The sequence below is a fragment of the Novilysobacter selenitireducens genome (assembly GCF_020026895.1).
Taxonomy (GTDB): domain Bacteria; phylum Pseudomonadota; class Gammaproteobacteria; order Xanthomonadales; family Xanthomonadaceae; genus Lysobacter_C; species Lysobacter_C selenitireducens.
Window position 1 is genome coordinate 235207 of sequence record NZ_JAINZW010000001.1, and the last position, 20072, is coordinate 255278.

Consider the following 20072-nt stretch of genomic DNA (forward strand, 5'->3'; position numbering starts at 1 on the left):
GAGGAACGCGGCCCAATCGTTCACCTGCACGCTGTTGTAGGAGCGGCTTCAGCCGCGATCGGGTGAATGGACGGGCGGCCGGTTCCAGATCGCGGCTGAAGCCGCTCCTACAGCAGTGAGTGCAACGCGGGCTCATGCCGCGTTATCCACGAGCAACCCCAGCACCCGCAGCGCAAGCGACTTCGGCGTGGCCTCCTCGCGGCCTTCGTCGGCCGCCAGCACCGGCCCGACGCACGCCGGGCACCCGGCGCGGCAGTCGCAGCGCTCGACCAGCTCGGCCGCGCGCCGCACCAGTTCTTCTTGCCGCGTCCACAGCGGTTCGCTCAGGCCGACGCCGCCGGGGAAGTTGTCGTACAGGTACACGGTCGGCACGAAATGGCGACACGATTCCAGCGTTTCGTCGTCCGCGCCACCGGGCACCAGCGTGTTGCCGCCCTTCACGCCGCGCAGCTGGCCGCGGCCCTTGGCATCGGCGGTGGCGAACCACGCGCCGTCGCCGTTGCCGACCGCCTTCTGCAGGTCGCGCGCGTCGGCCATCACCGCCACCGTCGCCACCACGTGCAGGGCGTGCGCCGCGCCCAGGAACCCGTCCAGCGCGTCCTGGCGCGAGGCGAACCAGGACAGCAGCACCGGCTGCGGCAGCTGCCACCACGCCGCGGTGGTGTGCAGCTCCTGGTCGGGCAGGTTGACCGGGCCGTAGCCGATGTTCTCGTGGGTGTAGTAGCGGATCTTCTTGTAGCCGGCCACGCGCCGCACCACGTGCACCTCGCCGTGCTGCGCATCGCCCTGGCCGGCCGCGCAGCCGTCGAAGCGCTCCAGCACCTTGAGCTTGGTGTAGTCGATCGAGTCGGTGTAGTAGTCGACGAACGTGCGCGTCACGAACGCCTTGCGGCCTTCCCAGTCCAGCCGCTCCACCTGGTAGGGCGTGGACTGCACCATGTGGATCGCGCCTTCGTACAGGGTGAGCGCGGCGGCGGAGTAGTCGACCTCGGCGATGATGGTCTGGCGCCCGTCGCTGCGGTCCACCACCACGAAGTTGCCGTCGGCCACCGAACGCAGCGACACCGCGTTGGCCGGATAGCTGTCGGCGATCCATTCCCAGCGCTCGCCCTCGCGATGCACGACCTCGGTCTCGGCCAGCGCCTCCAGGTACACCGACGGGTCGATCGGTCCGAACATCTCGCGCGTGGTGAAGGGCAGCTCGAAGGCGGCGCAGCGGATGTGGTCGAACAGCACCAGCGGCTGGTCCGGCGCGATTCGCGCGTGCTCGGGCGAGGCATCGGCGAAGAAGTCCGGGTGCCGCACCACGTACTGGTCCAGCGGCTGGCTGCTGGCGACCATCACCCCCAGGCTGGGCTGCTGCCGGCGCCCAGCGCGACCGAAGCGCTGCCACGTCGCCGCCACCGTGCCCGGGTAGCCGTTGAGCACGACGACATCCAGCGCGCCGATGTCCACGCCCAGCTCCAGCGCCGAGGTGCTGACGATGCCGTCGACATTGCCGGCCCGCATCGATCGCTCGACCTCGCGCCGCTCGGTCGGCAGGTAGCCGCCGCGGTAGGCGCGGATGCGTGCAGGCTTGCGCGGGTCGTTGTCGAAGATGTCCTTGAGGTACTTGGTCAGCACCTCGACCATCAGCCGGGTCTGCGCGAACACCAGCGTCTTCAGCCCGGACTTGATCGCGATGCGCGCGATGCGGTTGCTCTGCGATCGCGCCGACGCGCGCAGGCCGAGGTCGGGGTTCACCACCGGCGGGTTCCACAGCAGCACGTGCTTGTCGCCGGTGGGCGCGCCTGACTCGGTGATCGCGTGCACGCGGTCCTCGATCAGCGCGCGTGCGTGCTCGGCCGGGTTGCCGATCGTCGCCGAGCACAGGATGAACTGCGGGCGCACGCCGTAGAACGCGCAGATCCGCTTGAGCCGGCGCAGCACGTTGGCGACGTGGCTGCCAAACACGCCGCGGTAGGTGTGTACCTCGTCGATCACGACGAACCGCAGGTTCTCGAAGAACTGCGCCCACTTGGTGTGGTGCGGCAGGATTGCCTGGTGGAGCATGTCCGGGTTGGACACGACGATGTCGCCGTGCAGGCGGATCGCCTGGCGCGCATCGCCGGGCGTGTCGCCGTCGAAGGTGAAGGCCTTCAGCCCGAGATCGCCGGCGCGGTTGAGCTCCAGCAGCTCGGCCACTTGGTCCTGCGCCAGCGCCTTGGTCGGGAACAGGTAGAGCGCCTTGGCCGCGCCGCCCGTGCTCCGCGCATTCATCACCGACGCGGCGACGGGCAGCGTGTAGCACAGCGACTTGCCCGAGGCGGTGGGCGTGACGATGGCGACGTGCTCGCCGCGCTGCGTCGCGTCCCACGCCTCGGCCTGGTGCGCGTAGAGGCGGTCGATGCCGCGTGCGCGCAGCGCCGAGGCGAGTGCCTCGGGCACGTCGTCGGGGATCGGCGCGTAGCGGCCCTCGCGGCCGGGGATCGTGAAGCTGCCGGTGATGCGGTCGGCGTAGCGGCGCTCCAGCGCCTGCGTCAGCGCACCGCCGTCGCCTGCGCGACGGCCATCGCCGGGCAGGGCCAGCGCCTGCTGCTCGTCGTCCACCCGTCGTGCCAGTGCGTGCCCCATGCCCATCTCCACCCATCCCGCCGAAGGCGGGCAGTGAGCCCGAGGGGCGTCGCACCGGATGAGACTGGCGTCGTCAGCGCTCCAGTTCGGATGGCTCCACAAGGCGCACGCACAGCGCACGCAGCCGCGTCGGGCTGGGCACGCCGATGCCGCGGTCATCGCCGGCCGTGTACAGCGTCACGTGCGGCGGTGGCACCGGCAGCTGGCGGCCGAGCAGGCGGCCCAGGGCCGCGTGCAGCGGTGCCATCGCGGGCAGGTGCACGTACTCGATGAGCGAGTGCGCCATGCCGCATCCTCCGTGCTCGTCGAAGGGCTTGCGCAGCAGGTGCAGGACGCCGGTCCGCAGCGGGTGGGTGTCGTGTGTGGCCAGGGCGCGGGCCACGGTGTCGTGCAGCAGCGGCCGAGCGACCGACCGCAGCAGCTCCTCTCCCAGGGAGGTGCCGACCAGCGTGACGTGCAGCTCCGGCTTGGGCTGCAAGGTGATGCCGTCGAGCGTGACGGGCGCCGTCGGCGGCGGCCAGTCACCCCGGGCAATCGGCAGGATCAGCGAGGGAGTGAATTCGAAGGGGTGCATCGGTACGGACGCGTTGCCGGTTCGGGGGCGGCGCCCAGTATCGTCGTGCAGTTCCGGGCATGCTCTCGGCGAGTTCTGCAACTCCCATTATTCGCGCTGAACTAACCCACCAATGCATCACTGCTCCCTCCCCTGCTTGCAGGGGAGGGTTGGGGAGGGGTGCTTCCGAGCGATGTAGTCTCAAAGCACCCCTCCCAGCCTCCCCCTGCAGTCGCAGGGGGAGGGCACTACGTCTCCGCTCCCACTACGTCCCCACTCTAAAGATTCAAAGCGCCCATGCCCGACGCCCTTCCCAACGCCCCCTCCTGCGAGCGCAACCGCGCGCCCATCCTCGCCGTGCTCCAGCGTCACTTCGCCGAGCGCCGCCACGTGCTCGAGATCGGCAGCGGCACCGGCCAGCACGCGGTCCACTTCGCCGCGGCGATGCCGTGGCTGCGCTGGCAGTGCAGCGACCGCGCCGAGTACCTGCCGGGCATCCGCGCGTGGCTGGACCATGCTGCGTTACCCAACACGCCGGCGCCGGTCGAGCTGGACGTGGCGACGGGACCGTGGCCCGGGTCTGCAAACGGCACGCGCTTCGATGCCGCCTTCAGCGCCAACACGCTGCACATCATGGGTTGGCCCGAAGTCGAAGCGTTCTTTGCCGGACTGGACCGCACGCTGGCGGCGGACGCGGTGCTCGTGGTCTACGGGCCGTTCAACTACGGCGGCGACTACACCAGCGACAGCAACCGCGAGTTCGACGCCTGGCTGAAGGCGCGCGATCCGCGATCAGCCATCCGCGACTTCGAAGCGGTGGATGCGCTGGCGCGTGGGATCGGCTTGGCGCTGGTGGAGGACGTGGAGATGCCCGCCAACAACCGCTGCCTGGTCTGGCGGCGCGCGGGCTGAATACGGGTGCGCGCCCATCGTTGGACAGCAGGCGCCGACTGAACCGTTCAACCGGAACGCGCGCCATCATCGTCCGATCACCCGATGGCGACGTGCGTTTAACCGCCGCTGCGCGAGGGTGGCCGCTCCCCCGGCCGGCACGTCCGGCGTCCCCATCAGGAGCACTGCCATGACCTCGAACAAAGACACCGCGCACCGCGACCTCAACCGCGACCCCGTCACCGGTGAACCCGGATCGCACCCGGTCGGCGTCGGCGTCGGCAGCGCGGCCGGTGGCGCCGCGGCCGGCGCGCTGGCCGGTACCGTATTCGGCCCGATCGGCACTTTGGTCGGCGCCGGTGTCGGCGTGATCGCCGGCGCGGCCGCGGGCAAGGGCATGGCCGAGCGCATCGACCCGACCGGTGAGGTCGAGTACTGGCGCCAGGCGCATGCCGATCGCCCGTACGCCGACACCACCACGTTCGATTACGACCGCGACTACTCCGCGGCCTACGGCTTCGGCCTGCAGGCGCGCGAGCAGTACGGCAGCCGCGGCTTCGAGCAGTCCGAAAGCGAGCTGCGCAGCAAGTGGGAGCAGGCCCGCGGCCAGTCCCGCCTGGACTGGGACCAGGCCAAGCCGGCCGTCCGCGATTCCTGGGGCCGCGCCGACCTCACCCACAACACCTACGCGGCCGCCGACCAGCACTTCCAGGAACGCTTCCAGCAGGCGGACTACAAGGCGCAGGACGAGACCTTCGACGACTACCGGCCGGCCTACCGCTATGGCGTGCTGGCGAAGACGCGCTATGCGGACCGTGACTGGGACGACACTCTTGAGCGCGAACTCGCGCAGGACTGGCAGCGCCACAGCGGCGGCTCCCGCCTGGACTGGGAGCGCGCCCGCGCCGGTGTGCGCGAGGCGTTCACCTCCCCGTACATCGACACGGTGAACTCGCCGTACGACCAGATCCCGGACTACAACGAGAACGCCCCGGCGGGCAGCGGGTTGTTCCGGGTCCGTTGATCGGAACGCGTAGGTGCACCGGACGCCGGGCGGATGGATTCCGACCGGCGTCCGCATGGCAAATCCATTGGGTTGTCGCATCTGTAGGAGCGGCTTCAGCCGCGAAGCCCGGAGCCGGATTGCAACGTTTTCCCCCGCCGGGATTGTCGAGAGGCCCTTTGTAGGAGCGACGTAAGTCGCGACCGCGCAGCTCCGGTAACCCGTGATCGCGACTTACGTCGCTCCTACATCGGGACCGAATACCGAAGGCGTCTGGAGGGTTGCGATCGCGGCTGAAACCGCTCCTACAGGGGCGCCAGTTTCGGCATGACCGGGTGCCGGCATCGCAAAAAAAAGCCCCGCATGCGCGGGGCTTTCTCGTGGGCGGCGACTTTTTTTCTTGGTCGGCGAGCCGTCAGGCCACCTGCACCACCCGCAGCGGATTGTTCCACTGCGCCAGCAGTTCGGCCTCGCGTGCCTTTGCGGTGTGCAGGTGGTCTTCCTTGACGTGGCCGTAGCCGCGGATGTGCTCGGGGATCGAGGCGATCTCCGCCGCCAAGTCCACGTTGCCGCGGTCCAGCGTGCCCAGCAGCCCGTCGACGGTGGTGAAGTACTCCTCGATCAGGCGCCGCTCCATGCGGCGCTCCTCGGTGCGGCCGAAGATGTCCAGCGCGGTGCCGCGCAGGCCCTTGAACTTCGCCAGCACGCCGAAGGCCTTCAGCATCCACGGCCCGAACTCGCGCTTGATCAGGCGGCCCCGGTCGTCCTTCCTGGCCATGATCGGCGGGGCGAGGTGGAACTTCAGCGTGTAGTCGCCTTCGAACTGCTGCGCGATGCGGCGCTGGAACTCGCCACTGGTGTACAGGCGCGCGACTTCGTACTCGTCCTTGTAGGCCATCAGCTTGAACGCGTAGCGCGCCACGGCCTCGGTCAGGTCGGTGCTGCCCGGCGCGCGCTCGGCCTCGGCCTTGCGCACGCGCGCCACGAAGTCGGCGTAGCGCTTGGCGTACTTTGCATCCTGGTAATCGGTCAGGAATGCCACGCGGCGCGCGATGAGTTCGTCCAGCGAACGCGACAGGCGCGCGTCGTCCAGCGGCAGGAACGCGACGTTGTCGCCAGCTGCGTGCGCGGGCACGTGGCGCAGCTCGTCCTCGTTGCGCAGCGGCGCGGGCGCGGCGTTAGCGCCCCACTCGTGGCCTTCCCACTCGCCGGCCGGCAGCATCGGCAGCGCGTGCGGCGTGGCTTCGGCCGTGGTCTGTGCGTTGCGCACCAGGCCGGCGGACTGCATCACCGCCGGCATGTCGACCACCGCCAGGCGTCCCCAGGCGAACGCGGTCTTGTTCATCTCGACCGCGGCGCCATTGAGCTCGACCGCGCGCATGATCGCGTCCAGCGACAGCGGCACCAGGCCCTGCTGCCACGCGTAGCCGAGGATGAACAGGTTGGTGGCGATCGCATCGCCCATCAGCGCGGTGGCCAGCTGCGTGGCGTCGACCACGTGCAGGCCGTCCTTCGCGCTGTCGCCCAGTGCCTTGCGGACCGCATCGATGATGTCGGTGGCCGGGAACTCCATGTCCGGGCGCGTGGTGAACGTGCCCGGCATCGCCTCATAGCTGTTGAGCACGACGTTGGAGCGCCCCGCGCGGACCTTCGACAGCGCCCAGTAGTCGTTGACCACCACCATGTCGCAGCCCAGCACCAGGTCAGCCTCGCCGGCGGCGATGCGCACGGCGTGGATGTCGGCCGGCGTTTTCGCGATGCGGATGTGCGTGGTGACCGCGCCGCCCTTCTGCGCCAGGCCGGTCTGGTCGAGCACGCTGGAACCGCGGCCCTCCAGGTGCCCGGCCATGCCCAGCAGGGCGCCGATGGTGACCACGCCGGTGCCACCGACGCCGGTGATCAGGATGTTCCAGGGGCGCTCGAGCGCCGGCAGGACGGGCATCGGCAGGTTCGCCAGCCGGTCGGCGGCGGTGCTGCCCTTCTGCTTGCGCAGGCGGCCGCCTTCGACGGTCACGAAGCTGGGGCAGAAGCCATTGACGCAGGAGTAGTCCTTGTTGCAGTTGGACTGGTCGATGTCGCGCTTGCGGCCGAACTCGGTTTCCTTCGGCAGCACCGATACGCAGAACGACTTCTTGCCGCAGTCGCCGCAGCCTTCGCACACCAGCGAGTTCACGACCACGCGCTTCTGCGGGTCGACCATCTTGCCGCGCTTGCGGCGGCGGCGCTTCTCGGTGGCGCAGGTCTGGTCGTAGATCAGCACGCTGGTACCGCGGACCTCGCGCAGGCGCTTCTGCACGTCGTCGAGCTCCTTGCGGTCGAAGAACTCCACGCCCGACGGGAAGATCTCGCGCTTGTTCCACTTGGCGATGTCGTCCGACACCAGCACGATGGTGTCCACGCCCTCGCTGCGCACCTGGTGGGCGATCTGCGGGACGCTCAGCGTGCCGTCCACCGGCTGGCCGCCGGTCATGGCGACCGCGTCGTTGTAGAGGATCTTGTAGGTGATGTTGACGCCGGCCGCCACCGACTGGCGGATCGCCAGGCTGCCGGAGTGGAAGTAGGTGCCGTCGCCGAGGTTCTGGAACACGTGCGGGGTGTCGGTGAACGCCGCCTGCCCAGCCCAGGTCACGCCTTCGCCGCCCATGTGGGTGAAGGTGTCGGTGGAGCGGTCCATCCACGTGACCATGTAGTGGCAGCCGATGCCGCCCAGTGCGCGCGAACCTTCCGGCACCACGGTCGAGGTGTTGTGCGGACAGCCCGAGCAGTAGTGCGGCACGCGCGGGAACTGCGCGCGCGGCAGGGCGAGCTCGCCTTCCTTCTGCGCGATCCACGCCAGCACCTGCTCGATGCGCTCGGACTGGTGGAACTTGTTGATGCGCCCGGCGATGACGCGGGCGATGCGCGCCGGCGTGAGTTCGCCGGTGGACGGCAAGATCCACTCGCCGTGCTCGTCGTACTTGCCGACGATGCTCGGCCGTGCGCTGCCGGCCCAGTTGTACATCGACTCCTTCATCTGGCTCTCGATGAAGGCGTGCTTCTCCTCCACCACCAGGATGTCGTCGAGCCCGCGCGCGAAGCGCTGCAGGCCGACCGGCTCCAGCGGCCAGGTCATGCCGACCTTGTAGATGCGGATGCCCAGGTCCAGGCAGGCGCGCTCGTCCAGGCCCAGGTACTCCAGCGCCTGCAGCACGTCCAGGTAGCTCTTGCCGGTGGTGATGATGCCCAGGCGCGCCTGCGCCGGGTCGATCACCAGGCGGTCGATGCCGTTGGCGCGCGCGAAGGCCTGCGCGGCCTTGACCGCGTACTGGTGCAGGCGCATTTCCTGCTCCAGCGGCGGGTCGGGCCAGCGGATGTTGAGGCCGCCGGCCGGCATCTCGAAGTCCTCCGGCAGCACGATGCGGCGCGCCAGCGGGTTGACGTCGACCGAGGCCGAGGACTCCACCGTTTCGGCGATCGTCTTGAAGCCGACCCAGCGCCCGGTGAAGCGGCTCATCGCCCAGCCCACCAGGCCCATGTCGAGGATGTCCTGCACGCCGGCCGGGTTGAGCACCGGCATCATCGCCGAGACGAACTCGTGCTCGGAGCCGTGCGGCAGGGTGGAGCTGCGGCAGGCGTGGTCGTCGGCGGCCAGCGCGAGGACGCCACCGCGCGGCGCGGTGCCGGCGGCATTGGCGTGCTTGAACACGTCGCCGCAGCGGTCCACGCCCGGGCCCTTGCCGTACCACATGCCGAACACGCCATCGTGCCTGGCGCCCGGGAACAGGCCGGTCTGCTGCGTGCCCCAGACCATCGTCGCGCCGAGGTCCTCGTTCAGGCCGGGGGTGAACTTCACGCCGGCACCTTCCAGGTGCTTGCGCGCGCGCCACAGCTCCAGGTCGAACCCGCCCAGCGGGCTGCCGCGGTAGCCGGAGATGAAGCCGGCCGTGTCCAGGCCCTCGGCGGCGTCGCGCATGCGCTGCATCAGCGGCAGGCGCACCAGCGCCTGCACGCCCGACAGGTAGATGCGGCCGGATTCGCGGCTGTACTTGTGGTCGAGGGTGTAGTCCCGGTCCACCACGCCCTGGGTGAGCTGGGTGTTCGCCGAGGACGGCGAGCTGAGTTCGGCGGTGCTGGTCATGCGTGGCTCCGGCGCGGCGTGGCCGCGGGGTGGCTGGGCGGGTGGTGTGCGATGCAAAGGTGCGCTGCGGGCCGGTCGGCGGCATGGCGCGGAGGCGGGGCGGGTCCCGGCGCTCAAGTCGCCGGCGCGGTGGCCGCTACCGTGTCGGACCGATGTCGAAATGCCCGGGCAAAGCCCCGGAATTGTACCAGCCGGAACGCCGCCGACCCGTACGGTCTAGAATGGGCGGGCGTTACAGGGGGAATACCGATGCAGCTTCGCAATCTCGTACTTGCCGTGGCGCTCGCCGCCGCGGGCACCGCCGCCGCCCAGACGTTTCCGCGACCGGCCGAGTTCTATTTCGACGCCGATGCCAACGCCGCCCAGCCGATCGAACCGGTGAAGGAGTCCGGCGAAGCGGCCATGGCCAAATTGCTGGCGATCATCGAGCGCGACCCGCGGGCCCGCGAAGAAGCCGCGCAGCTGGCCCACCTCGCCATGGAGGCCGGCCGCGACGAAGTGGGTCGTGCGTTGTACCAGCGCGCACTGACGGGCATCGACGCCCGCGACGCCATCTGGCGACCCATCAAGTGGAACCAGGGCTGGGACCTGTACCGCGCGGGCGACGCCCAGGGCGCCCTGCAGGCCTGGCATGAGCTGGTGACGTCACGCGGCGTGACCGCAAGCTGGATGCCGCACACGCTGGCGCTCGCGCTGTGGTCGGTCGATCGCAAGGACGAGGCCGTGCAGTGGTATGCCGCCGCGGTTCGCACCGAGCCCCAACAGTGGCGTGACACGTCCCGCTACGACGTGCTGCTGGCCGACTGGACGCCGTCCGAGCGCGCGCGCCTGGCCGAGGTGCACGCCGCCTGGGCTGCCGATCCGCCCGCGTACCCCTGATTGCGTCGTACACCCGGCCTGTTGCCGGGCCCGATCGGCGTCGCGCCCGGTGGTCCCGGACGCGTTAGCATCGCTCCCGCCTTTCGAGCGTGTGCGGCACCGCGCCGCGCCCCTGGTGACCGGAGCCTTCCGATGATCAACCCCGCGCTGGACATTGCGGCTTGGCGCGAGCGGCTGGCCGGACTCGGGCGGATCCAGGTTCCCGACGTCCTGCAGCCCGAGGCCGCCGAGCGCCTCCACCAGTGCCTGGCCGATGAGGTTCCCTGGACGCTCGCCATCCGCGATCGCGATGGCGCCCGCACCCTCGAGCACGCGCGCTACCGCGGCATGTCCGGTGGGGAGGTCGATGCCCTGTTGGCGGGTGCCGCCGATGCCGCCGGCCAGACCGGGGACGCTGCGTTCCGGTTCGCCTACGACAGCTACATGATGGTGCGCGCCTACCAGGAGGGCCGGGATCCCGGCCTGCTGCTGCATCGGGTGCTGGAGCTTTTCAATTCACCCGACTACCTGGCGTTCGCCCGGGCGCTGGCCGGCGACACGGGCATCCGTCGGATCAATGCACAGGCCACCCGCTACCGGCGCGGCCATTTCCTGCGCTACCACACCGACATCGACAGCCACGAAGGACGCCGCTTCGCGTACGTGCTCAACCTGACGCGCCGTTGGCAGGCCGACTGGGGCGGGCTGTTGCAGTTCATCGACGGAGAAGGCCGCATCGTCGACACGTTCCAGCCACGTTGGAACTCGATGTCGGTTTTCGCCGTGCCCACCGGCCATGCGGTCAGCCTCGTGGCGCCGTGGGCGGAGGAGGAGCGCCTGGCCATTACCGGCTGGTGGCTCGGATGACACCCGGGACGCGACGTCGCCTGCAGGTTGCGTGGCAGGCACTGCAGCAGGGCCGGGTGGCCGTTGCGGCCGAGCATGCGCGCGCCACCGTCGAGGCCGAACCCGATGAGTTCGACGCGTGGCGCATGCTCGGGGTCATCGAGCACGCGCTGGGCCGGTCGGCGGCAGGCAATGAAGCGTTCAGGCGGTCCTTGCAGTTGCGGCCCGACGATGTCCCCGCGGCGTTGGACCTGGGCACCGCGCTGTTGAATGGCGGGGATGCGCAGGCCGCGTTGCCCTGGCTCAGGCAGGCCGTCGCCGGCTTGCCATCGGACGCGCGCGCGGCGTTCCGGTTGGCTACGGCCGCGTATGCCGCGGGCCAGTACGACGAGGCCTGCGAGGGGTTCGCCACGGCCACGCGGCTGCAACCCGCGTGGGTGGAGGCATGGAGCAACCTGGCGGCCGCCCATGGCGCGGTGCAGGCGTATCCGGAAGCGATCGCGGCAGCGCGCCAGGCAGTGTCGCTCCAACCGGATGGCGCGGAGGTGCACGTGGCCCTCGCGCTGCTGCTGTCCAACCTGTTCGATGCAGCGTCGCTCGACGCCGGCCTCCAGGCCGCGTCACGGGCACTGGCCCTGGCACCCGCCCACGCGGCGGCGCACCGTGCGGCCGCTTTGCTGCACCGCAAGCGGGGAGACGGAGCGCGCGCGGAGGCCTACGCACGCAAGGCCGTCCAGCTGGATCCGATGGACAAGGAGGCGGTGCAGTGGCTGGGTGAGCAGCAGGTGTTCAACGGGGATCCGGCAGCCGCGGTCCGTACATTCGAAGAAGCGGCGGCGCGCGGCTTGACGACGACCGTGCTCCAGCGCCAGCACGCCATCGCGCTGCTCAGCGCCGGCCGTGCGGCCGCCGCGCTGGACATGTTGGAACCGATGCTGGATGCGTGCCCGGGCGATCAACGGGTAATCGCCCACATGGGGGTGGCGCTCGCATGCCACCGGGGCGCGGACGCGGGCGCCGGGTTCCTCGGTCTGGACCGCCACGTCACCCGCGTGGCGCTGGGCGTGCCGCCGGCATTCGCGGACGCGGCGGCTTTCCACCGCGCGCTTGCCGACGACATCCGTGCGCACAGTCGCCAGCGCTGGGAGCCCGCCGGCCTGGCCGCGCGGCAGGCCTACTTGAGCGGCGACCTCCTCGCCGACCGGACCCCCGCGATCCTGGGCTTCGAAAGCATGCTGCGCGAGGCCATCGACGCCTTCATCGCCGGCCTGCACCGTGACCCGCACGACGCGTTCCTGCACGGCGTCCCCGACCGCTACCGCCTTCATGTGTGGGCCACGCGGGCGAGCGGCGCGGGCTACATCGACACCCACATCCACGAAGACTCCTGGCTGTCGGGGGCGTACTACGTGGAACTTCCGCCCGCCGTGCAGGACGACCACCAGGGCTGGATAGAGTTCGGTCGCCCCTACGGCAGCCTGCCGCCCCACGACACCCGGGTCCGTGTCGAGCGGCCGGTGGTCGGCGACCTCCTGCTGTTCCCGTCCTACCTGTTCCACCGCACCTTGCCGTACAGCGGCGACGGCGAGCGCATCAGCATTTCCTTCGATCTGGCGGCGGTGTGAGCGCGCCTGCGCCCGGCAGGGCACCATCGCACTTCGACAAGGAGTGAGCGATGGCGTTCGACGCGTTCGCCCTGGTGCTGGCGATGCTGGTGCTTGGGGTGTTGTTCCAGCGGTTGAAGGCGCTGCCGGCCGACGCCGCGCAGGCGTTGACGCTGGTGGTGCTGTACGTGTGTTTGCCGGCGGCGGTGCTGCGGTATGCGCCGCGGCTGGAACTGTCGGCGGCGCTGCTGGGCGTGGCCGCGGTGCCGTGGTTGCTGTTGGTCGCCACGGTGCTGGCCGTCGGCGCGCTGGCGCGGGTGCTGAAGCTGCGTCGTGACCAGCACGGGGTGCTGCTGCTCACCGTCGCCCTGGGCAACACCAGCTTCCTCGGCTACCCGCTGACGCGGGCGCTGATCGGCGAGGACGCATTGCCGTATGCGGTGGTGTACGACCAGTTCGGCGCGTTCCTGATCATGTCCACGTTCGGTCTTTGGGTGCTGGCGCGCTATGGCGGTGAGGCCGTCCCGTCGCCGCGCGAGATGGCGCGCAAGGTGCTGCTGTTCCCGCCGCTGTGGGCGCTGGTGGTCGGGTTGACGGTGATGCCGGCATCGCCGCCCTCGTGGATCGACGGCGCGTTGCTGCGCCTGTCCGAAGCGCTGTTGCCGCTGGCGATGCTGACCATCGGCCTGTCGGTGCGGTTCGCATTGCCGCGCGATGAACTCAAACCGCTCGCCGCCGGCCTGGCGCTGAAGCTCGCAGTGATGCCGGCATTGGCGCTGCTGCTGGTACCGATGCTGGGGATGAGCGGCGACATGGCGCGCACCACGGTGCTCGAGGCGGCGATGCCCTCGATGGTGACCGCCGGCGCACTCGCCATCGCCCAAGGAATGGCGCCGCGCCTGGCCGCGGCGATGGTGGGCTACGGGCTGCTGCTGTCACTGGTCACGTTGCCGCTTTGGGCGCGGGTGGCGGTGGGGTAGGCGGCGTGTCGTACCGTTATGGTGCGAGATCGAGCACGGGGAGCTGACATGGAGTCGAGGATGCGATGGACGGCCGCGGTTGGCGGAACTGGGGTACTGCTGCTACTGGTATTGCTGTTGGCGAACGCGCCGGGCGGCGGTGGCGTGGGCGATGACGCAGGGGAATACGTCACGGCCGACGCGAACACGGAAACTGGTGTCCCGCGCGCCGCCTCCGCCGACGGTTCACATTCCGCGCAGGCCGCTCTCTTCCACGAGCGCGTCCCCACGAACGCGGAACTCGAGATGGAGGCGCGTACTGAAGAGTGGTGGGAGCAGTACAGCCGGCGCATTGCGCGCCACGTCGAGTTACTGATCGAGCGCGGCGACGCGCGCAGCCTGCACCACGCCTACCTCCTGATGCCTTCGACCGAGTGGTTCGACAAGTCCCGGAGCCAGGACCCGGAGTACCTCGAGGCCGCGATGCAGCGGCACCACCAGGACTCGATGGAAATCCTTCGCTTGGCACGAGAGCGGGCGCCCGACGATGCACAACTGGCCTGGCTGGAGGCAATGAACTGTCACGTACCGGCGGCCGGCTGTGACCCTACAGCTGCGGAGCTCCAGCTGGCGCTTATCGAGCCGAACAACGCGCGGGGCGCTTTGCTGGCCATGGACCGTGCGTTCAACGCAGGCGACGTAGCGACCCTTGATGCTTGGCTGACCCGCGCAGCGAACGCCGATTACTACGACATGAGGTATGGCGCGGCTGCGTTGGAACTGCTTGAAGTGTTGGAAAGCATTGCGCTGCCTCCCATGGACGAGGCGCTCCGCACAGGACTGTTGAAAATGTCGGGTCTGGGCCAGGACGGATCGGGCTCAGCTGCAGAACTGTCTGCGGTGCTGGTAGGTGGCATTGCCGCCGCGCAGAACATTCCGCCTTTCGCCGCACTTGGCCAGACATGCGGCGCGGCCCACGTGACGCAGGCGCGCATGGCCCGCTGCCACCGCGTCCTGCAGCATCTGGCGGCCAGCGACACGGTGATCGCCCATGCCATCGCATTGCCGCAACTGATCCAACTCACAGGCGACCCTGTCCAGAGACGCCGCCTGCAGGAGCGGCTGCGCCGGTTTTCCTGGGTACACCAGCAGGCAGCATCGAGGGCCGACCTGACCTACCTGCTGGACAGCTGGCGCCTGGGCGAACTCGTGGCCGGCGAACGCCTGCTGCAACGCCGCGGCATCACCATGCCCGCCGGCTGGCTGCCTGACCACCCGACCCACCGCAGCCTCATCCTGACCGGCCGGCCGCCGCCGGGAGGCTGACGGCATTCCGTGATGACCGCCTTGATCGCGCCGGTGTAGGCTGCGGGACCGGCCGCGCCGGCTCGGCGCGACACCAAGGGGGCTCGATGAAGACCGTGCTGGTGGCCAGTTCCAAGGGCGGGGTGGGCAAGACCACCATCGCCACGCACCTCGCCGCGCAGGCGGCGCTCGACGGATTCAATACCGCGCTGGTCGATGCCGACCCGCAGGGCTCGGCCACGCGCTGGGCGCAGCGGCGCGCGGGGCTCGAGTCGGCCGTGCTGCCGCTGGACGGCACCCGCCGCAAGGCCTGGAAAAAGCAGTTGCCCGACGACACCCAGCGCGTGGTGGTGGACGCCCGCGCCGGCGCGATGGCCGATGACCTGGACACGTTCCTGGAGATCGCCGACGCCGTGGTCGTGCCGGTGCAGCCGTCCACGCTGGACATCGAGGCGACCGTGCCGTTCCTGGACACGCTGGCGCGCCACCCGCGGGTGCGCAAGGGCGAGCTGCGCGTCGGGCTGGTCGGCAACAAGCTCAAGCCGTGGACAAACGCCTCGCAGCAGGCGGTCGACCTGCTCAAGGCCTGGCCGTACCCGGTGGTGGCGCAGCTGCGCGACAGCCAGGCCTACGTGGTCATGACGTCGCTGGGCAAGAGCCTGTTCGACTACCACTCCATGCAGGTGCGCGAGCACCAGGCCGACTGGCAGCCGCTGTTGCGTTGGTTGCGCAAGTAGCACCATGGCCCGCGTCCGCCCTCCGTCCTCCAACCCAGACTGCGAGCCGCCATGCGCGAACTGATCCTGCTCCGCCACGCCCACGCCGAACCCGCCGCCCCCGGGCAGGCCGACCTGGACCGCCCGCTATCGGCCGAGGGCCTGGCAGAAGCCGAGTCCGCCGGACGCTGGATCAAGGACAACGCCTGGGTGCCCGACTGCGTGCTGTGCTCGCCTTCGCGGCGCACGCGCGAGACGCTCGAGGCGGTGCTGGGCGAGGTCGGCTACATCGACCAGCGCATTGAACCGTCGATCTACGAGGCCACGCCGGGCGGACTCATCGCGCTGGCCGATGCCCACCGCGACGTCGGCCGGCTGATGCTGGTCGGCCACAACCCCGGGTTGGAGCGCTTGGCCGCGCTGCTGCACAGCGGCCAGTCCGGCGACTACCGCGGCATGCCGCCGGGCGGTGTCGCGGTGCTGACGATGCCGGCCGACGCCGCGCTGGAGCCGGGCATTGCCCGACTCGGCGCGTTCTGGTGGCCGTGACGCCAACCGTGCGCCCTCGGGCGTTGCCGGCGGTTACCTCGCGCGCGCTCCAGTCCGGGGCGCTGGCGGCGCTGCTGGCGGTGTTGGCCGGCTGGTCCGTGGAGGCGGCGGCGCAGCAGCGCCTCGGCGACCTGGATCCCGCGCACACGCGCATCCGCTTCGACCTGCGCACGCGCTGGGGCCAGAAGGTGCTGGGCGAGTTCCCGGCGTTCGAAGGCGAAGTGCTGGCGCTGCCCGGCGACCGCCGCCAGGTGCGCATCCGGCTACGGACCGATGCGGTGGAGGTCGCGGGCTCGGAACGCTACACGCGCATCGCGCGCAGCGAGGGGTTCTTCGATGCCGCGCGCCATCCGCTGATCGAGTTCGTGTCCGACCCGCATCCGGCCGAGCTGGTGCGCGATGGCGGCCCGCTGCGTGGCCGGCTGTCGATGCACGGCGTCACCCACGAGGAAACGTTCGAGGTGAAGCCGGCCTCGTGCACGCGCCCCGGGCTGGACTGCCCGGTGATGGCGGCTGGTAGCGTCGACCGCCGCCGCTACGGGCTGGACGGCTACCGCGTGGTGCTCGGTCACCAGGTGCGTTTCGGCATGCAGCTGCGCCTGCGGCCGGCCGGGAGCTGACGGTGGCCTGCGCTAAGCTGCGCTGCGTCGTGCCGTGCCACATCGCTTCCGCCTGATGCCCTTTCCCCGTCGTTTCCCTTCCGTCGCCGCCCTGCGCGTGCTGGCCGCATGGCTGGTGCTGGCCTGCTCGGCCTGCGCGACGCTGTCGCCGGCCCAGCGCGAACGCGCCAGCGCCATTGCCGAGGCCGCGCGCTCGGATATGGACACCTGCCAGGCCCGCAACGCCTGCGCGCAGGCCTCGCCCATGCGGCAGCTTGCAGGTCGCGCGTTCGCGCAGTCCGCGCCCGGGGCGCCGCGCCACTACGCGGTGATTCTGGACCAGGGCACCGACGCGCTGCTGGCGCGCATCGACCTGCTGCGCAGCGCGACGACCACCATCGACGTACAGACCTACATCTTCTACGAGGACGACGCCGGCCGGCTGGTGCTGGAGGAGATGCTGGCCGCGGCCCGTCGCGGCGTGCGCGTACGCCTGCTGATGGACCAGCTGTCGGCGCTGGAGCGCGTGGAGACGCTGGCCGCGCTGGCCGGCGCGCACGAGAACCTCCAAGTGCGCGTCTACAACCCGGTGCTGGGGCGTGCGCGCATCAGCTACCCGCAGTACCTGCTCGCGGCGGCGTGCTGCTGGCGCCAGCTCAACCAGCGCATGCACACCAAGCTGTTCCTGGTGGATGGCGCGGTCGGCATCACCGGTGGGCGCAACTACCAGAACGCGTATTACGACTGGGACCCGGAGTACAACTTCCGCGACCGCGACCTGCTGGTCGCCGGGCCGGTGGCGCGCACGATGGACGCGGATTTCCTGCGCTTCTGGAACGACCCGCGCAGTGTCCCGGTGGAGCAGCTGGCCGATGTCGGGCGCCACCTGATCAAGGCGGGCGTGCCGGCCCTGCCGCCGCCGTCGTACACGAAGCCGGAGCGCGCACAGGCAATGCAGCGCGACGCCGGGGACGCCGCCCTGGTGCGCGAACGGCTGGCCAACGCGGCGCTGCCGGTCGGAGAGGTCAGCTACGTCGCCGACTCGCCGGACAAGCACGACGGCAACGCCATCGATGGTGCGGTGGCTTCGGTGTCGCTGCGCGAGCTGATCGAGTCGGCGCGCGAGGAAGTGCTGCTGCAGACGCCCTACCTGGTCCTCTCCGATCCGGCCCAGGACATGTTCCGCGCCCTGCACGAGCGCAAGTCGCCGCCGCGCGTGGTGGTGTCCACCAACAGCCTGGCCGCCACCGACGCCTTCATCGTGTATGCGCTGTCGCACAAGTACAAGCGTCGCTACCTGCGCGAGTTCGGCTTCAACATCTACGAGTACAAGCCGTTCCCTGCCGACGCCCCGGTCGACATCGCCGCGACCGGCGTGGAGTTGCCCGACTACGTACCGACCGGCGACGTGCAGCTGCCCGACCACCGCGCGCTGCAGCGCGAGTACGACACCCGCACCGTGCAGGGCCGCGACGGGTATCGCCGCGCGCTGTCGCGCGAGTACGCCGCGCTGCGTTATGCCAGCCGCCGCGCCAACGAGCCTGTGCCGCTCAAGCGCGCCGGCGTGCGCATGGGCATGCACGCCAAGTCGCTGGTGATCGACGACCGCATCGGCGTGGTCGGGACGCACAACTTCGACCCGCGCGGCGACCACTACAACACTGAGAGCGCGGTGGTGATCGAGGACGCAGCGTTTGCCGAAGCGCTGGGCGACAGCATCCGCCGCGACATCTCACCGGCCAACTCGTGGACCATCGCGCCGCGCGACAAGCCGCCGGTGCTGTGGGGGCTGGACTATTCGCTGGGCAAGGTCTTCGAGTACCTGCCGGTGTTCGACCTGTGGCCGTTGCGGTATGCGACGAGCTACGAGTTCCAGGCCAGCCCCGACTGCCCGCAGCCGCTGCCGCCGGACCACCCGGGCTTCCGGGCCTGCTACGTGCCGGTGGGGGACTTTCCCGAGGTCGACATGGTCGGGTTGAAGGGGCTGGGTACGCGGTTCGTCACCGCGTTCGGCGCGGGACTGGCGCCGATTCTTTGAGGCTGGGGCTAGGGGCTAGGGACTAGCGCAGGCGCGCTGTGGACCTGCGGGTTCCGGGAGAGGCGCATCCACGTCGGGGTCGGGGCGCCCTGACGGCAGGCGGGTGTGTGATCGCAATCACATTCGAACTGACGGGCACCGGGGCGGGAGGAGCCCCGACCCTGTCGTCAGTCATGCCTCCCGGATGCAACTCCAGGCCCCTCAAACCCATCTGTTATGGGCAATACGCCAGTGAGTGACGCCACCGGGCCATCGGTGGGGTGACTTCCGGCACATGGTATATCAGATTAGGTGTTGTACTTTACCAACACACCGATTCACCAGACCACCCGACAGGACCCCCCAAATGAACGCTTCCCCGACCTTCGCCCGCCCCGCCGCCACCGTCGCCCCGCGCAACCTGCAAGCCGCCGTCTACGTCGCCCGCCGCCCCCGTGGCACCGGCGTCGGTTATGGCCACAGCAGCGGTTACGGCAGCACCCGCCAGTACGCCAACCCGGTCAACCGCCCGCTGTTCCGCTTCTTCGCCTGACCGCCCGTCCGATCGCTCTACCGCTCTCCGCATCTCCCGCCCCACTGCCCGTTTCAAACTCCGCCCCCCAGGACACTGAAATGAACGCTCTCGTCATCGACCGCCCCGCCATCGCCGCCGCCAAGGCCGCCGCGATCCCGGTTTCCCAGCTGCAGGCCCAGGACCGCCGTCTCGTCCACCGCGAGCGCGACTTCGGCATCGGCTACGGCCGCAGCAGCGGCTACGGCTGCACCCGCCGTTACGCCACCCTGTCCAACCAGCGCCTGTTCCGTTGTGCGTGAGGGCCGGCGCCCCCTGATCGCCCGTCCCCTCCCCGAGCGGGCCACGCACAACACCCTCCCCTGCGACCCCGGCCGGCGCGCTACGTCCCTCTCCGCGTAGCCCGCCGGCCTTTTTCCTGGGCCGCCCGCATCCGGGTCGGCTATCGTGGCGCGATGAACGATGCCGCCACGCCTTCACCCTTCCGCCATCGCCCGTCGCTCGACGCGCTCAACGCACTCTCGGCCGACACGGCGATCGCCGCGCTCGGCATCGAGTTCACCGAACTGGGCCCGGACTACCTGCGCGGCACCATGCCGGTCGACGCGCGCACCCACCAGCCCTATGGCCTGCTGCACGGCGGCGCCTCGGTCCTGCTGGCCGAAACCCTGGGCAGCAGCGCCGGCAACCTGAGCGTGCCCGAGGGCAAGCTCTGCGTCGGCATCGAGATCAACGCCAACCACGTCCGCGCCGCGCGGGACGGCACGGTGACGGGCACCGCGCGCGCCCTGCACGTGGGCGGCAGCACGCAGGTGTGGGAGATCCGCATCGAGGACGAGCGTGGCCGGCTGGTGTGCGTGTCGCGGCTGACGCTGGCCGTGGTGGCCGCGCCGCCCGCCGCGGGCTAGCC

17 protein-coding genes are annotated in these 20072 nt (G+C 70.2%); 14 read left to right on the forward strand and 3 right to left on the reverse strand.

The genetic code is table 11. The annotated features are described in order from the left end of the window. Window positions 1-132: 132 nt before the first annotated feature. Both K6753_RS01090 and K6753_RS01095 read right to left on the reverse strand, forming a co-directional pair. Complete coding sequence (locus K6753_RS01090; protein WP_425492031.1) at window positions 133-2613, reverse strand: DEAD/DEAH box helicase; 2481 nt, start codon at window positions 2611-2613, stop codon at window positions 133-135. 73 nt (window positions 2614-2686) lie between these two features. After that, window positions 2687-3187, reverse strand: coding sequence for a hypothetical protein (locus K6753_RS01095; RefSeq protein ID WP_223674338.1), 501 nt, complete (start codon window positions 3185-3187; stop codon window positions 2687-2689). Between the two features lie 276 nt (window positions 3188-3463). Here K6753_RS01095 and K6753_RS01100 point away from each other — a divergent pair, with 276 nt between their 5' ends. Next, window positions 3464-4078 carry a DUF938 domain-containing protein gene (locus tag K6753_RS01100; RefSeq protein ID WP_223674339.1) on the forward strand — a complete coding sequence of 205 codons (615 nt, stop codon included), beginning with the start codon at window positions 3464-3466 and terminating at the stop codon, window positions 4076-4078. Between the two features lie 169 nt (window positions 4079-4247). Further along, window positions 4248-5081: a hypothetical protein gene (locus K6753_RS01105; RefSeq protein ID WP_223674340.1), complete on the forward strand. Its 834-nt coding sequence runs from the start codon at window positions 4248-4250 to the stop codon at window positions 5079-5081. A 394-nt stretch (window positions 5082-5475) separates the two neighbouring features. On the opposite strand, the gene K6753_RS01110 is transcribed toward K6753_RS01105, so the two are convergent. Beyond that, window positions 5476-9177, reverse strand: a complete 3702-nt coding sequence (locus K6753_RS01110; protein WP_223674341.1) for an indolepyruvate ferredoxin oxidoreductase family protein — start codon at window positions 9175-9177, stop codon at window positions 5476-5478. Window positions 9178-9426: 249 nt separating this feature from the next. Between K6753_RS01110 and K6753_RS01115 the strand changes: the two genes are divergently transcribed. The 12 genes from K6753_RS01115 (at window position 9427) to K6753_RS01170 (ending at window position 20070) form a co-directional block, all read left to right on the forward strand. Continuing rightward, a complete protein-coding gene (locus K6753_RS01115) occupies window positions 9427-10056 on the forward strand; it encodes a tetratricopeptide repeat protein (protein ID WP_223674342.1) in 630 nt (209 codons plus the stop codon). A 132-nt stretch (window positions 10057-10188) separates the two neighbouring features. Continuing rightward, window positions 10189-10902 (forward strand): 2OG-Fe(II) oxygenase, encoded by a 714-nt coding sequence (locus K6753_RS01120; RefSeq protein WP_223674343.1) that lies wholly within the window; start codon window positions 10189-10191, stop codon window positions 10900-10902. Continuing rightward, a complete protein-coding gene (locus K6753_RS01125) occupies window positions 10899-12506 on the forward strand; it encodes a putative 2OG-Fe(II) oxygenase (RefSeq protein ID WP_223674344.1) in 1608 nt (535 codons plus the stop codon). The genes K6753_RS01120 and K6753_RS01125 overlap by 4 nt, the downstream gene beginning before the upstream one ends. Before the next feature lie 50 nt (window positions 12507-12556). Continuing rightward, on the forward strand, window positions 12557-13465 hold the full coding sequence (locus K6753_RS01130) for an AEC family transporter (RefSeq protein WP_223674345.1): 909 nt from the start codon (window positions 12557-12559) through the stop codon (window positions 13463-13465). Between the two features lie 60 nt (window positions 13466-13525). Further along, entirely contained in the window at window positions 13526-14770 is a 1245-nt protein-coding gene (locus K6753_RS01135) for a hypothetical protein (protein WP_223674346.1), read from the forward strand. An 86-nt stretch (window positions 14771-14856) separates the two neighbouring features. Then, window positions 14857-15486, forward strand: a complete 630-nt coding sequence (locus K6753_RS01140) for a ParA family protein (RefSeq protein WP_223674347.1) — start codon at window positions 14857-14859, stop codon at window positions 15484-15486. 51 nt (window positions 15487-15537) lie between these two features. Next, entirely contained in the window at window positions 15538-16014 is a 477-nt protein-coding gene (locus tag K6753_RS01145) for a SixA phosphatase family protein (protein ID WP_223674348.1), read from the forward strand. Beyond that, window positions 16005-16634, forward strand: a complete 630-nt coding sequence (locus tag K6753_RS01150) for a YceI family protein (protein WP_223674349.1) — start codon at window positions 16005-16007, stop codon at window positions 16632-16634. Before K6753_RS01145 ends, K6753_RS01150 begins: the two co-directional genes overlap by 10 nt. 55 nt (window positions 16635-16689) lie before the next feature. Then, on the forward strand, window positions 16690-18651 hold the full coding sequence (locus tag K6753_RS01155) for a phospholipase D family protein (RefSeq protein ID WP_223674350.1): 1962 nt from the start codon (window positions 16690-16692) through the stop codon (window positions 18649-18651). 346 nt (window positions 18652-18997) lie between these two features. Then, window positions 18998-19183 carry a hypothetical protein gene (locus K6753_RS01160; RefSeq protein ID WP_223674351.1) on the forward strand — a complete coding sequence of 62 codons (186 nt, stop codon included), beginning with the start codon at window positions 18998-19000 and terminating at the stop codon, window positions 19181-19183. Window positions 19184-19263: 80 nt separating this feature from the next. Continuing rightward, the gene (locus K6753_RS01165) at window positions 19264-19464 is read left to right on the forward strand and encodes a hypothetical protein (protein ID WP_223674352.1); all 201 of its coding nucleotides are present in this window, start codon (window positions 19264-19266) and stop codon (window positions 19462-19464) included. Window positions 19465-19617: 153 nt separating this feature from the next. Continuing rightward, window positions 19618-20070 carry a hotdog fold thioesterase gene (locus K6753_RS01170; RefSeq protein ID WP_223674353.1) on the forward strand — a complete coding sequence of 151 codons (453 nt, stop codon included), beginning with the start codon at window positions 19618-19620 and terminating at the stop codon, window positions 20068-20070. Window positions 20071-20072 lie beyond the last annotated feature (2 nt).

Excerpts from the sequence above, each read along its gene's own strand:
- K6753_RS01110 (WP_223674341.1), bottom strand. The coding sequence starts at position 9,177 with ATGACCAGCACCGCCGAACTCAGCTCGCCGTCCTCGGCGAACACCCAG.
- K6753_RS01140 (WP_223674347.1), top strand. The coding sequence starts at position 14,857 with ATGAAGACCGTGCTGGTGGCCAGTTCCAAGGGCGGGGTGGGCAAGACC.
- K6753_RS01105 (WP_223674340.1), top strand. The coding sequence starts at position 4,248 with ATGACCTCGAACAAAGACACCGCGCACCGCGACCTCAACCGCGACCCC.
- K6753_RS01170 (WP_223674353.1), top strand. The coding sequence starts at position 19,618 with ATGAACGATGCCGCCACGCCTTCACCCTTCCGCCATCGCCCGTCGCTC.
- K6753_RS01100 (WP_223674339.1), top strand. The coding sequence starts at position 3,464 with ATGCCCGACGCCCTTCCCAACGCCCCCTCCTGCGAGCGCAACCGCGCG.
- K6753_RS01135 (WP_223674346.1), top strand. The coding sequence starts at position 13,526 with ATGCGATGGACGGCCGCGGTTGGCGGAACTGGGGTACTGCTGCTACTG.
- K6753_RS01130 (WP_223674345.1), top strand. The coding sequence starts at position 12,557 with ATGGCGTTCGACGCGTTCGCCCTGGTGCTGGCGATGCTGGTGCTTGGG.
- K6753_RS01125 (WP_223674344.1), top strand. The coding sequence starts at position 10,899 with ATGACACCCGGGACGCGACGTCGCCTGCAGGTTGCGTGGCAGGCACTG.
- K6753_RS01165 (WP_223674352.1), top strand. The coding sequence starts at position 19,264 with ATGAACGCTCTCGTCATCGACCGCCCCGCCATCGCCGCCGCCAAGGCC.
- K6753_RS01095 (WP_223674338.1), bottom strand. The coding sequence starts at position 3,187 with ATGCACCCCTTCGAATTCACTCCCTCGCTGATCCTGCCGATTGCCCGG.
- K6753_RS01145 (WP_223674348.1), top strand. The coding sequence starts at position 15,538 with ATGCGCGAACTGATCCTGCTCCGCCACGCCCACGCCGAACCCGCCGCC.
- K6753_RS01090 (WP_425492031.1), bottom strand. The coding sequence starts at position 2,613 with ATGGGGCACGCACTGGCACGACGGGTGGACGACGAGCAGCAGGCGCTG.
- K6753_RS01155 (WP_223674350.1), top strand. The coding sequence starts at position 16,690 with ATGCCCTTTCCCCGTCGTTTCCCTTCCGTCGCCGCCCTGCGCGTGCTG.
- K6753_RS01120 (WP_223674343.1), top strand. The coding sequence starts at position 10,189 with ATGATCAACCCCGCGCTGGACATTGCGGCTTGGCGCGAGCGGCTGGCC.
- K6753_RS01115 (WP_223674342.1), top strand. The coding sequence starts at position 9,427 with ATGCAGCTTCGCAATCTCGTACTTGCCGTGGCGCTCGCCGCCGCGGGC.
- K6753_RS01160 (WP_223674351.1), top strand. The coding sequence starts at position 18,998 with ATGAACGCTTCCCCGACCTTCGCCCGCCCCGCCGCCACCGTCGCCCCG.